This window comes from Pseudomonas mandelii (genome assembly GCF_900106065.1).
Taxonomy (GTDB): Bacteria; Pseudomonadota; Gammaproteobacteria; order Pseudomonadales; family Pseudomonadaceae; genus Aquipseudomonas; species Aquipseudomonas mandelii.
On sequence record NZ_LT629796.1, the window covers coordinates 3,397,196 to 3,409,370 of the forward strand.

At 60.1% G+C, this 12,175-nt stretch carries 11 protein-coding genes and 1 tRNA gene; 4 read left to right on the forward strand and 8 right to left on the reverse strand.

Annotated features, from left to right (window positions below):
- Together BLU63_RS15600 and BLU63_RS15605 are read right to left on the reverse strand one after the other, a co-directional pair.
- On the reverse strand, nt 1-369 hold the full coding sequence (locus BLU63_RS15600) for a cupin domain-containing protein (RefSeq protein ID WP_077749023.1): 369 nt from the start codon (nt 367-369) through the stop codon (nt 1-3).
- A 76-nt stretch (nt 370-445) separates the two neighbouring features.
- Nucleotides 446-1,255 (reverse strand): AraC family transcriptional regulator, encoded by an 810-nt coding sequence (locus tag BLU63_RS15605; protein ID WP_077749037.1) that lies wholly within the window; start codon nt 1,253-1,255, stop codon nt 446-448.
- 186 nt (nt 1,256-1,441) lie between these two features.
- On the opposite strand from BLU63_RS15605, the gene ddlA reads away from it, so the two are divergent.
- Nucleotides 1,442-2,536 carry a D-alanine--D-alanine ligase gene (gene ddlA / locus BLU63_RS15610; RefSeq protein WP_083375751.1) on the forward strand — a complete coding sequence of 365 codons (1,095 nt, stop codon included), beginning with the start codon at nt 1,442-1,444 and terminating at the stop codon, nt 2,534-2,536.
- Between the two features lie 33 nt (nt 2,537-2,569).
- Nucleotides 2,570-2,914 (forward strand): gamma-glutamylcyclotransferase family protein, encoded by a 345-nt coding sequence (locus tag BLU63_RS15615; RefSeq protein ID WP_010458309.1) that lies wholly within the window; start codon nt 2,570-2,572, stop codon nt 2,912-2,914.
- Between the two features lie 76 nt (nt 2,915-2,990).
- Here the strand turns inward: BLU63_RS15615 and BLU63_RS15620 are convergent, their stop codons facing one another.
- The 3 genes from BLU63_RS15620 to ggt all read right to left on the reverse strand — a co-directional run bounded on the left by BLU63_RS15620 (nt 2,991) and on the right by ggt (nt 5,747).
- Complete coding sequence (locus tag BLU63_RS15620) at nt 2,991-3,362, reverse strand: helix-turn-helix domain-containing protein (protein WP_077749022.1); 372 nt, start codon at nt 3,360-3,362, stop codon at nt 2,991-2,993.
- A gap of 3 nt (nt 3,363-3,365) precedes the next feature.
- Complete coding sequence (locus BLU63_RS15625) at nt 3,366-3,668, reverse strand: type II toxin-antitoxin system HigB family toxin (protein ID WP_010458295.1); 303 nt, start codon at nt 3,666-3,668, stop codon at nt 3,366-3,368.
- Between the two features lie 246 nt (nt 3,669-3,914).
- A complete protein-coding gene (ggt, locus tag BLU63_RS15630) occupies nt 3,915-5,747 on the reverse strand; it encodes a gamma-glutamyltransferase (protein WP_083375752.1) in 1,833 nt (610 codons plus the stop codon).
- 164 nt (nt 5,748-5,911) lie between these two features.
- Between ggt and BLU63_RS15635 the strand changes: the two genes are divergently transcribed.
- Nucleotides 5,912-7,021 carry a DUF2817 domain-containing protein gene (locus tag BLU63_RS15635; protein WP_083375753.1) on the forward strand — a complete coding sequence of 370 codons (1,110 nt, stop codon included), beginning with the start codon at nt 5,912-5,914 and terminating at the stop codon, nt 7,019-7,021.
- Between the two features lie 71 nt (nt 7,022-7,092).
- Here the strand turns inward: BLU63_RS15635 and BLU63_RS15640 are convergent.
- Nucleotides 7,093-7,169: transfer RNA gene (locus tag BLU63_RS15640), tRNA-Met, on the reverse strand.
- A gap of 116 nt (nt 7,170-7,285) precedes the next feature.
- Complete coding sequence (locus BLU63_RS15645) at nt 7,286-9,343, reverse strand: methyl-accepting chemotaxis protein (RefSeq protein WP_083375754.1); 2,058 nt, start codon at nt 9,341-9,343, stop codon at nt 7,286-7,288.
- Between the two features lie 332 nt (nt 9,344-9,675).
- Between BLU63_RS15645 and BLU63_RS15650 the strand changes: the two genes are divergently transcribed.
- Complete coding sequence (locus BLU63_RS15650; protein ID WP_083375755.1) at nt 9,676-10,893, forward strand: MFS transporter; 1,218 nt, start codon at nt 9,676-9,678, stop codon at nt 10,891-10,893.
- Nucleotides 10,894-11,069: 176 nt separating this feature from the next.
- Here the strand turns inward: BLU63_RS15650 and ychF are convergent, their stop codons facing one another.
- Complete coding sequence (gene ychF / locus BLU63_RS15655) at nt 11,070-12,170, reverse strand: redox-regulated ATPase YchF (protein ID WP_010458288.1); 1,101 nt, start codon at nt 12,168-12,170, stop codon at nt 11,070-11,072.
- Nucleotides 12,171-12,175 lie beyond the last annotated feature (5 nt).

Below are 12,175 nucleotides of genomic sequence, written 5' to 3' on the forward strand. Positions count from 1 at the left end.
TTACACCCAGACGTCATTCTGCGCCGTGCGTTCGCCGCCTTCGCTGCCTGTATTCAGCACACCCTTGGGCTCGATCAGCAGCAGTTTCACTTCCTGCGCGGCAGAGGGTTTGTGCTCGACACCCTTTGGCACCACGTACATTTCGCCCGCGTTCAGCAGGACGTGGCCATCGCGAAAGTCGATGCGCAGCTGCCCCTCGAGCACGATGAAGGTCTCGTCGGTGTCCAGGTGATCGTGCCAGATGAAATCCCCCAGCAGTTTCACCACTTTGAACTGGTAGTCGTTCATCTCGGCGATGACCCGAGGGCTCCAGTGCGAGTCGATCCGGGCGATTTTTTCAGCGAAGTTCAGGCTTTGGTAGGCGTTCATGAAGAATGCTCTCGTGGTTGATCGTGAAGCCACGATAGTCAGCACGGCAGCGGGCTTCTTGTACGATTGTGCGCGCTCAGCGGCGGTGCATTTTCATCCAGCGGGCCGGTGACAGGCCGTATGCCTTGCTGAATTGCCGGGTCATGTGGCTCTGGTCGGTGAAACCGGCGATCAGTGCGGCACTGACCAGAGACTGGCCCTGGATCAGCAGGGCGCGGACCAGGTCCAGGCGACGCATGGTCAGGTATCGATAAGGGCTGGTGCCGAACAACAGGCGGAAATCCCTCGACAGACTCCAGCGATCCCGACCGCTATGCTGCGCCAGTTCCTCCAGTGTCACCGTGCGATCCAGGGCGCTGTGGATGAACTCCCGCGCGCGCTCCGCCGCCACGTAGTCGAAGCGTTGGCGTTTACCGGGCGCGCCGGAGACAGTGCTCAATGCCTGCGCCAGATCGAACAGCGCGTCCTGCTCTTCCAGTGGATCGAGGGGGCAATCCAGGCTTCGCAGCAGCACGTCGGTGGCGGCGAACAGGCGTGGGTCGGTCGACAATCCGGTCTTGATGAACGGCAGCGGTTGCCCGCCGAGTATCTGCTGGATCAGCGCCGGCTCGATGTACATCATCCGGTACTTGAAGCCGGCCTCGGTGCCAGCCTCGCCATCGTGGACTTCGTCCGGGTGCAGCACCAGGGTCCCGCCGGGCAGGCTGTGGCGCCAGCCGCCGCGGTATTGAAAACTCTGCACGCCGGCCAGAGTCCGGCCGATTGCGTAGGTGTCATGGCGGTGAAGGTCGTAGCCGTGGCCGGCAAAAAATGCCTCGAAACGCTGAACCCCGCCCACGTCGGGGGCGCGATGGAACCAGTCGATGGGAGGCGTGTGCTTGGCCATGGTGTCGTTGTCTTGAGCGCAATGTCGATCACGGTAACCCAGGGACCGGCCACCTGTCTGCTGGCCGACAAAACCCATGGGGCTGGTAGAAAACCGCATACAAATGTAGCAAGGTATCGAGCATTCTCTGCACCCTGTAAGCCATCGAGGCGCGGGTGCGTTTGATCGTTCGTCGAGGTGTCTGGTATGAGCAAACTGCGGGTAGGGATTATTTTTGGTGGTCGTTCGGCGGAGCACGAAGTGTCGCTGCAATCGGCGAAAAACATCGTCGATGCGCTGGATCGGTCGCGCTTCGAACCGGTGCTGATCGGTATCGACAAGCAAGGCCATTGGCACCTCAATGATCCATCGAACTTCCTGCTCAACCAGGAAAATCCGGCCCTGATCGCCCTCAACCAGTCCAACCGGGAACTGGCCGTGGTGCCGGGCAAGGCCAGTCAGCAATTGGTCGAAACCTCGAGTCAGGAAATGCTGGGCCACGTCGATGTGATCTTCCCGATCGTGCACGGCACGCTGGGTGAAGACGGTTGCCTGCAAGGCCTGTTGCGCATGGCGGATTTACCCTTTGTCGGCTCCGATGTGCTCGGCTCGGCGGTGTGCATGGACAAGGACATCAGCAAGCGGCTGTTGCGTGACGCCGGGATTGCAGTCACGCCCTTCGTGACCCTGACTCGTGCCAGCGCCGCGCGCACCGGGTTCGCCGAGGTCCAGGCCAAACTCGGTCTGCCGCTGTTCGTGAAGCCGGCGAACCAGGGGTCGTCCGTGGGCGTCAGCAAGGTCAGTGACGAAGCCGAGTACACGGCGGCAGTGGAACTGGCCCTGGGTTTCGATGAAAAAGTATTGATCGAATCCGCCGTCAACGGTCGCGAGATCGAGTGCGCGGTGCTGGGCAACGAGGATGCCATCGCCAGCGGTTGTGGCGAGATCGTGGTGCGCAGCGGCTTCTATTCCTACGACAGCAAATACATCGACGCTCAAGCGGCAGAGATCGTGGTGCCGGCCAACATCAGCAGCGAGGCCAGTGAGCGCATCCGCGCCTTGGCTGTCGAGGCGTTTCAGGTGCTGGGCTGTTCCGGGCTGGCGCGGGTCGATGTGTTCCTGACCGACAGCGGCGAAGTGCTGATCAACGAAATCAACTCACTGCCCGGCTTCACCCGAATCAGCATGTACCCCAAGCTCTGGCAAGCCACCGGCATGACTTACAGCGAGCTGGTCAGCCGCTTGATCGATCTGGCGCTGGAGAAGCACAAGGCACGGCAAGCGTTGAAGATCACCCGATAAGCTACTCGGGACTATTCAAACAAGGATTTATGGATGAGCGATAAAACGGAGTACCTGTTTTCCTACGGCACCTTGCAGGACAAAGTCGTGCAACTGGCCAACTTCGGGCGCGAGCTCAGCGGCAGTGCCGATGCGATGCTGGGGTACGAGCAGTCCTGGGTCGAAATCACCGACCCAGAGGTGTTGGCCACCAGCGGCAAGACTCACCATCCGATTCTTCGTCCGGGAAGCGATAGCAGCGTCCCGATTCCCGGCATGGTGTTCCAGATCACACCCGAGGAACTAGCCGCCGCCGACAGTTATGAGGTATCGGATTACAAGCGTGTCAGCGTAGTCCTTCAATCCGGGATTGAAGCGTGGGTGTACGTGAGCGTGTAGTGTGCCTGCGTGATATCCGATGAGCCGGGGAGGGGAGATTTTCAGCGTCGGCCAGTACGCTTCGACCGACGTTTGATCAAGCTTGTTTCATAGGTTTAATCAGGCTCTCTGCTGGTATTCCGAACAGATCATGTAGTTTCCATATCATCGGGAGCGTCAACGCACGCTTGCCATTAAGCACTTCGTAAACCCGGTTTGTCCGGCCAATGGCAGGCGCAAGGTCCGCTGCGGACAGACCTGATTGTTCCATGCGAAATTTTATCGCATCGATTGGATTGGGCAGATCAACTGGAAACTGCTTCGATTCATAAGCTTCGATCAGTGTGATCATGATGTCGAAATAATCCCCTTCAGGCGTGCCAGGCTCTGGCTCATTGTCGAAAAGGGCAGATACAGTCTTGAGGGCTGCGCGGTAGTCCTCGTCGGTGTGAATCGGACGAATGTTCATTGGTTACTCCATCTCGACGGTATCGGCGTCGATTGCGTCGTACTGCTTGTGAGTGCCGACAAATTTTATGTAAACAGCGCCGAAGCGATAAGCCACAGCGACTACCAGCCGAAAGTCATTACCCTTGATGTTGAACACGACTCTATGGCTCTTGAGAATGCTGGCGGTAGCAAAGTGCGCTTTTATGTTCGCAGGTGTTTTCCACTCGGCATTTCTTGCCTCGTCAATCCAAGCTAGTAAGGATTGTTCTGCGTCCGGGTAGCGCTCCCAAAAACTTTTAAGCTGGCTAATGGCGATAATTCTCATGGCGCGATCCTAGTCCCGTGATGGGACTGATGCAAGTCTGTGAAGGTGTGGCCGATGGGAGGTGCGGATTCGACTTTGTACCTAGGTGCTTCGGGTGGCTGAACTGATGCGAAAAATGATCTTTGAACTCTATCGAAGAAGCAGTGGTGTGCAGGTAGGAAAAGTCGGCGCGAGGTAGCCGAACAGGACTCATTACATACAAAAAAGGCCTACCTCCCGGTAAGCCTTTTCCACCCTCTGTAGGAATCAATCCCCCAACGCAGCCCCCTCACGCCGAGGATCGGCCCCGCCCGCCAACGAAGCCTTCCCCTGCGCATCCTTCACCCGGACAATCGCCTGGGTGCCGCTGGTCATGTCAATCTCGCTCACGCTGTGCCCTTTGTCCTTCAGCGCCTGCATCAGCCCGGCGCTGAACTGCCCCTCTTCCAGTTCCGTCGGGCCGTTGCGGCTGCCGAAGTTGGGCAGGCTGATGGCGGCTTGCGGGTCGAGGTTCCAGTCGAGCAGGCCGATGGTGGATTTGGCGACGTATTCGATGATTTGCGAACCGCCCGGCGAGCCGATGGTGGCGAGGAATTCACCGCTCTGGCGATCGAAGATCAGCGTCGGGGCCATGGACGAGCGGGGGCGTTTGCCGGGTTCGACGCGGTTGGCGACTTTCTGCCCGTTTTCTTCCGGGATGAACGAGAAGTCGGTCATCTGGTTGTTGAGCAGGAAGCCCTGCACCATCACGTGCGAACCGAACGCGGATTCGACGGTGGTGGTCATGGACACCGCGCCACCTTCGTCATCGACCGCGACCACTTGCGAGGTCGAGATGCGCAGCGGTGAACGGTCCGGTGCGTAGGCGATCTTGATGCCCGGCGGGGTGCCGGGTTTGGCCGTGCCCATGCTGCGGTCACCGATCAGGGCGGCGCGGCTGGCCAGATAGCTCGGGTCCACCAGGCCTTTGACAGGGACGGGAACGAAGTCGGCGTCGGCCAGATAGAGCGCGCGGTCGGCGTAGGCCAGGCGCTCGGCTTCGGCAATCAGGTGCACGGCTTCTGGCGTCGGCTCGGTGCCGGCGGGTTTGCCGGTCTTGACCGGTTTCATTGAGGCCAAGGCAAAACGCTGGTCGCGTACTTCCAACGCCTGGAGTGTGCCGAGGATCTGCGCCACGGCGATCCCGCCCGACGACGGCGGCGGCATGCCGCAGACCTGCCAGCGTTTGTAGTCGGTGCATAGCGGCGCGCGTTCCTTGGCCGTATAGCCTTGGAGATCGTTCAGCGACAGACTGCCAGGGTTGGCGTGGCCCTGAACCTTGGCGACGATTTCTTGCGCAACCGGCCCTTTGTACAACGCATCGGGACCTTCTGTGGCGATGCGTTTGAGTACGGCGGCCAGTGCCGGGTTTTTCAGCTGAGTGCCGGCGGCTTTCGGGCTGCCATCGGCATTCAGGAAGTACGCCATCATGTCAGGCGAGCGACGCATGGAGGAATCTGAAGCGATCAGTTGATGCAAGCGCGGCGAGATGGCGAAACCTTGCTCCGCGAGTCGGATGGCCGGTTCGAACAGTTGCGCCCACGGCAGACGACCGTGTTTCTGATGTGCCAGCTCAAGCGCTCGCAACACACCGGGCGTGCCCACTGAGCGCCCCCCAATCTGCGCCTGGGTGAAGGCCATCGGTTTGCCGTCGGCTTGTAGGAAAAGCTTCTCCGTGGCGCCGGCCGGTGCGGTTTCGCGACCGTCGTAAGTGCGCACGTTCTTGCCATCCCACAACACAATGAACGCGCCGCCGCCGATGCCCGAGGATTGAGGTTCCACCAGCGTCAACACCGCTTGCATGGCAATCGCGGCATCCACCGCCGAGCCGCCCTGACGCAGCATCTCGCGCCCGGCCTCGGCCGCCAGAGGGTTGGCTGCCGCCGCCATGTGTTTCGAGGCGTGCCGGGTTTGCAGGTCGGTGCGATAACCCGAGGCGACTTCCGGCGCGATCGGCAATGTCGACGTGGGCGGGGCGTTGCACGCTGCAAGGGTCAGCGCGGTGGCGATCAGCGAAAAGGCTGACAGGCGATAGCGGCTCAAGCGGAAGGCTGAGAACACGTTGGGCACTCCGTCCGTGGGAAAAGATCAGGGGACTTTATCGGCCGACAGGGCGTGGTGCAAACCACGGATGAGAGCCAAGACGCTTTTACACTTCATGAGTTGACGGATTTTCTGTAGGGTCGAGGGCATCAGACGGGTCAGAAAATCAACAAGAGGCAGCCATGCAGACCGAGTTTCCCACCCAGCCGAGTTATCGCACTCAGCGTGAGCAATTCCTCGCCGCAGCGACTGCGGCCGGAGCGACGTTGACTGAATATCCGCATCCCCTCAAAGGACCTTTCGGTGAACCCTTGAGCACCGATGTGGCGGTGTTGGGTGATCCAGGTGCCAAGCGATTGCTGATTGCGTTGAGCGGCACCCATGGTGTGGAAGGTTTCTATGGCTCGGGATGCCAGATCAAGTGGATGCAGGAGTTGGGCAAGCGTTCACTGCCGGCCGATGTCGCGGTGGTGATGATCCACCTGATCAATCCCTGGGGCACCGCATGGCTGCGTCGGGTCAACGAAGACAACATCGATCTGAACCGCAATCACCTGAACTTCGAACGTCCGCTGCCGGACAATCAGGCTTACGCAGCGCTGCATGACATCTATGCGTTCACTGAGTTGCGGGGGCCCGAACGTGAGCGCGCCGACGCCTTGCTCGACGGACAGATTCGCGAACACGGCTGGCCAGCGGTGATGTCGATCGTCGAGGGCGGCCAGCACAGTCATCCCGATGGCCTGTTTTATGGCGGCCTGGCGCCGAGCTGGTCGAACCGCACGCTGCACGAAATCCTGCAAACGCATGTTGCCCACGCCGAGGTCGCGATGTGTTTCGATTTGCACACCGGCGCTGGCGAGTACGGTCATCCGATGTTGCTGACCATCACCGAGGCGGCTTATCCGGCGCTACCCGATGCGCAGGCCATTTATGGTCCCTGGCTCTACACGTTGCTGACCGGTGCCGACACCTTGAGTGAAACCGGCGTGGCGGCCACCGCGACGGGCTACACCTCGCAGGCACTGATCAATGCGCTGCCGCAGGTCAAACTGATGCCGTTCGTGATCGAGTGCGGGACGTATCCGGGGCCGGACGTTCATCGTCATTTGCGCGATGACCACTGGCTGCATCTGCACGGCAATCCAAGTAATGCGGTGGGGCGCGAGATCAAACTGAATCTGCTTGAGCAGTTCTATCCTGCCGACAGCGACTGGCAGGCGATGGTCTGGCTGCGGACGTGGCAGATTTGGGAGCGCGCGTTATCGGCGTTGCCGACGGTTCGTTCTTGAAGTGCTGTTCGGGGCACTTTTCGCGAGGCATAAAAAAACGGCCTACCTTTCGGTAAGCCGTTTTTAGTACTTGGTGGCTACACAGGGACTTGAACCCCGGACCCCAGCATTATGAATGCTATGCTCTAACCAACTGAGCTATGTAGCCAAGTGGCGCGCATTATTCACCGGTAATGCAGATGCGTCAAGCGTAAATCCAAAATATTTCTCTACGCTTTCAACCGCTTATCCACCTGAGCCGAATATTCGGGCCGGGTGAGGGCGTCAACTGAGCTGAAATCTCCCGGTATTGGCACTCAAGGCCTTGCTGCCCTGGCTCAAGGTGTCCGCCGCCAGGTTCACCGCCCGCGCGCCTTCGAGCAACCTTACCGCGGCCTGATCGACCTGCTGGATGTTGCCGCTGACTTCATCGGCGGTGCTGGCCTGTTCCTCAACCGCCGTGGCGATCTGCGCCAGGGTGTCGGTAACGCCTTGCACCGCGTGGGCAATTTCCCCGAGGCGTTCGCCCAGGCCGGTGACCGACAGGGCATCACTTTGCGCTTGGCTACAGGCCGCTTCCATCAGGCTGACCGCCTCATTCACCGTGCTGCGCAGACTGTCGACAGTGCCGGCGATCTGCGCGGTGGAGGACTGAGTGCGTTGCGAGAGGCTGCGCACTTCATCCGCCACCACCGCAAAGCCGCGACCCTGTTCGCCCGCGCGAGCCGCCTCGATCGCCGCGTTGAGCGCCAGCAGATTAGTCTGCTCGGCCACGCCGCGAATGGTGTCGACCACCAATTGAATCTGCTGGCCTTGTTCGCTGACCCGGCCGAGTGCCGCCGCCGTGTCGTTCAAGCGCTGGTTGAGCTGCTGAATACTCGCCGTGGTGCGTTGGCTGTCGCGGCTGCTGTCGGCCGCAATGCGTTGGGTGTGTTGAGCGCTGCCGGACGCCTGTTCGCAACTCTGGGCGACACCCTGAGAGGTCGCGGCCAACTGCGTGGCCGCAGCGGCGATCTGGCTGATCTGCAATTGCTGCGCTTCAACTTCGCCCAAGGCGCCGCTGGAGTGATGGTTGAGGGTGCGCACCGCGTTGCTCACCTGCAAGGTTTCGTGATCGACCCCCAGCAAACTGTTGCGCAGCTGCACCACGGCGACATTCAGGGCGGTGCTGATGGCCGCCAGTTCGTCGCGCCCCTGCACCGGCACTTGCAGGCTTAAGTTGCCGTCGCGCAATGCTTCAGCCAGCAGGGTGATGCCGCTGGCGCTGCGCCGGATCGAGGCCTGCAAGCAGATGAACAGGTACAGCGCGGCCAGCAGCAGGCAGCCAAAGATCGTCGCCACCAGAATAAACTGGCGGATCGCCGAGCCATGGTAGTAATCCAGGCGTTGATCCAGCGAAACCAATGACTGCTGGCGCAGCGAGGCGAGGTCGGTGAGCAGGCTGTCGAGGCTGCGCTCGAATTCTTCCGGCTTGAGCTTGATGCTGCCGCCGAAGACGCCGTCATCGAGGACTTTCAGTTCAGCATCGAGATGCTTGAGGCTGTCGTGGTATTGCCCGGCCCAGCTTTGCAACGCGCTGGGCAGGCGTGCTTCCAGCAGGCTGGCGGTTTTCGCCAGCTGTTCCCGGGCATCGCCGATACGACTGCGCAAATCGCGCAATTGCAGACGGCTTTGCAGGGTGAACTGCCCGGACACCACCGATGCCTGACCGACGCTGGCCAGGCGGCCAACCCGCTCAATCAGGTCCGGTGCATGCTGTGTCGAGATTTGCGTCAGCAGGTAGGTTTCCAGCCACGGCGCGAGCGTCAGGCGATTGTCCATGGCGATCTGTTCGCGCAGGGCTTGCAGCGCACTCAAGGCATTGGTGAAACGATCGTAGCCATCCGGCCACCAACCAACGCTGCTCAGGCTTTTCGAGTCGAGGCCGTTGAGGGCGGTTTGCAGCGCCTGATAACGGGTCAGGGTTTCGCCCTCGGCGCCTTCGGTTTTCAGCGCATCACCGAGGTCCGAGGTGGCTTGGGCGACGGCGGGTTGAACCGCATCGAACCCGGCCATCGCGGCAAGGGTTGCAGGCGTTGGCTGGCGATTGGTTTCCGTCGCACGCCAGCGTGCGGCGCGGTCACGTTGGGCGGCGAGCAGGTTATCGAGCGCATCCAGGGCGAGCAGTTGCCGAACACCGGCACGTTCGCCGGAGATCAAGTTAAGTTTGGCGCGATAGTCCTGACCAATCATCACCAGGCTGCCTGCCAGCGGCAGGATAAACAGCAGAAACAACAACTGAAATTTGCGTGCGAAGCCAAAACGCCCCAGCAATCCGATCCCCGGTGATAAAAAAGCCTGCATGCCCCATGACTCCTCTGAACACCACGCACCAATGGCGTGCGTCGGGGTCGTTGCGACCGCGACTTGTGCCCTTTTAAAAGGCCTCGAAAGTTCACCCTTGTCAGCTCTGTAGGCCGACTCTGTAGCGAAACTTCCCATTCTCGGTCCCCTTTGTAAGGGGCCGCGTTGAAGCGGATTAACAAGGCAAGATTCAGACCATGGCGTTGCGCTATCACCTTCTTGGCGATGAGTGTCGAGGTCGTTAGCAGGCTAAGGGGATGGCGCTGCCGCACTGAAAAATGGCACATTGACGCACCTGCCTGCGTGCACCCATCTGCTGTACGGAAATTCTCATGGCTATCAGCAATGTTCAGACCGGCACGACGTCGGCACCCGCGACTTCACAAAGCAGCCCTCTGGTCATGCGCATCATTGGCGCGGTGGCGCTGGCGCATTTGATCAATGACCTGATCCAGTCGGTTCTACCGTCGATTTATCCGATGTTGAAGGCCAACTATGGCCTGACATTTACCCAGGTTGGATTGATCACTTTGACGTTCCAGCTGACGGCTTCGCTGTTGCAGCCATGGGTCGGTTACCACACCGATCGCCATCCCAAGCCCTGGCTGCTACCGGCGGGAACCGTCTGCACGCTGATCGGTATTTTGATGATGTCGGTGGTCGATACTTTTCCGCTGATTCTGCTGGCGGCGGGGTTGATTGGCATCGGCTCATCGACCTTTCACCCGGAAGCTTCTCGCGTGGCTCGACTGGCCTCGGGCGGGCGATTCGGTCTGGCGCAATCGACCTTTCAGGTCGGAGGCAATGCCGGCTCGGCCTTCGGCCCGTTGCTGGCAGCGGCGATCATCATTCCCTTCGGCCAGGGCCATGTGGCGTGGTTTGGATTGTTCGCCGTGTTTGCGTTGTTCGTGCTCTATCGGATCAGCCGCTGGTACGCCAACCACTTAAACCTGTTCAAGCTCAAACAAGGTCAGGCGGCGACGCACGGCCTGTCGAAACGCCGGGTGATCAGCGCGCTGGTGGTGCTCGGGCTGCTGGTGTTCTCCAAGTATTTCTACATGGCCAGTTTCACCAGCTACTTCACCTTCTACCTGATCGAGAAGTTCGACCTGTCGGTGGCCAGTTCGCAGCTGCATCTGTTCCTGTTCCTGGGCGCCGTGGCGGCGGGGACGTTCTTCGGTGGGCCGATTGGCGACAAGATCGGGCGTAAGGCGGTGATCTGGTTCTCGATCCTTGGCGTGGCGCCATTCACGCTGATCCTGCCTCACGTTGATCTGTTCTGGACCAGCATTCTGAGCGTGCTGATCGGCTTTATCCTCGCGTCAGCCTTTTCGGCCATCGTGGTGTACGCACAGGAACTGGTGCCGGGCAATGTCGGCATGATTGCCGGGGTGTTCTTCGGATTGATGTTCGGTTTTGGCGGGATTGGCGCGGCGTTGCTCGGGCATCTGGCGGATGTCCACGGCATCGAATACGTGTACTTTCTGTGCTCGTTCCTGCCATTGTTTGGCGTACTGGCGATCTTGCTGCCAAGAACCAAAAAGGCGTAGCACCGCTCCACCTGTAGGAGCGTGACTTGCCCGCGAAGGCCATTACACCGTTTGCCAGGAACACCGCGTCATCGTTCTTCGCGGGCAAGCCTCGCTCCTGCAGGATTAGGTCTCGCCCGGATTTCAGGCACAAAAAAGCCGCGTATTAAACGCGGCTTTTTCTTGTGCGGCTGCTTTTACACGTTGAAACGGAAGTGCATCACGTCGCCGTCTTTAACGATGTAGTCCTTGCCTTCCAGGCGCCATTTACCGGCTTCTTTAGCGCCGGCTTCGCCTTTGTACTGGATGAAGTCGTCGTAGGCGATGACTTCGGCGCGGATGAAGCCTTTTTCGAAGTCGGTGTGGATCACGCCAGCGGCTTGTGGCGCGGTAGCACCTACGCGGACGGTCCAGGCGCGGACTTCTTCGACACCGGCGGTGAAGTAGGTCTGCAGGTGCAGCATTTCGTAGCCGGCGCGGATCACGCGGTTCAGGCCAGGCTCTTCGAGGCCCAGGGCTTCGAGGAACATGTCTTTCTCTTCGCCGTCTTCGAGTTCGGCGATTTCGGCTTCGATCTTGTTGCAGACCGGAACCACCATGGCACCTTCTTCTTCGGCGATGGCCTTGACGATGTCCAGCAGCGGGTTGTTCTCGAAACCGTCTTCAGCGACGTTGGCGATGTACATGACCGGCTTGGTGGTCAGCAGGTGGAAGCCACGAATCACCGCTTTATCGTCGGCGCCCATGTTCTTCATCAGCGTGCGCGCTGGCTTGCCGAGGGTGAAGTGAGCGATCAGTTGCTCCAGCAGACCTTTCTGGACCACGGCGTCCTTGTCACCACCCTTGGCGTTACGGGCAACTTTCTGCAGTTGCTTCTCGCAGCTGTCGAGGTCGGCGAAGATCAGTTCCAGGTCGATGATTTCGATGTCGCGTTTCGGGTCGACGCTGTTGGAGACGTGAATCACGTTCTCGTCTTCGAAGCAGCGGACCACGTGAGCGATAGCATCGGTCTCGCGGATGTTGGCGAGGAACTTGTTGCCCAGGCCTTCACCTTTCGAGGCACCGGCCACCAGGCCCGCGATGTCGACGAATTCCATGGTGGTTGGCAAGATGCGCTTTGGATTGACAATGGCCGCCAGGGCTTCCAGGCGTGGATCCGGCATCGGCACGATACCGGTGTTCGGCTCGATGGTGCAGAAGGGGAAGTTCTCGGCCGCGATCCCGGATTTGGTCAGGGCGTTGAATAGGGTGGACTTGCCGACGTTAGGCAGGCCGACGATGCCGCAATTGAATCCCATGGTGT

Bases quoted from the DNA above. Each gene is read 5' to 3' on its own strand.
- BLU63_RS15600 (WP_077749023.1), bottom strand. From the start codon at position 369: ATGAACGCCTACCAAAGCCTGAACTTCGCTGAAAAAATCGCCCGGATC.
- BLU63_RS15605 (WP_077749037.1), bottom strand. From the start codon at position 1,255: ATGGCCAAGCACACGCCTCCCATCGACTGGTTCCATCGCGCCCCCGAC.
- ddlA (WP_083375751.1), top strand. From the start codon at position 1,442: ATGAGCAAACTGCGGGTAGGGATTATTTTTGGTGGTCGTTCGGCGGAG.
- BLU63_RS15615 (WP_010458309.1), top strand. From the start codon at position 2,570: ATGAGCGATAAAACGGAGTACCTGTTTTCCTACGGCACCTTGCAGGAC.
- BLU63_RS15620 (WP_077749022.1), bottom strand. From the start codon at position 3,362: ATGAACATTCGTCCGATTCACACCGACGAGGACTACCGCGCAGCCCTC.
- BLU63_RS15625 (WP_010458295.1), bottom strand. From the start codon at position 3,668: ATGAGAATTATCGCCATTAGCCAGCTTAAAAGTTTTTGGGAGCGCTAC.
- BLU63_RS15635 (WP_083375753.1), top strand. From the start codon at position 5,912: ATGCAGACCGAGTTTCCCACCCAGCCGAGTTATCGCACTCAGCGTGAG.
- BLU63_RS15645 (WP_083375754.1), bottom strand. From the start codon at position 9,343: ATGCAGGCTTTTTTATCACCGGGGATCGGATTGCTGGGGCGTTTTGGC.
- BLU63_RS15650 (WP_083375755.1), top strand. From the start codon at position 9,676: ATGGCTATCAGCAATGTTCAGACCGGCACGACGTCGGCACCCGCGACT.
- ychF (WP_010458288.1), bottom strand. From the start codon at position 12,170: ATGGGATTCAATTGCGGCATCGTCGGCCTGCCTAACGTCGGCAAGTCC.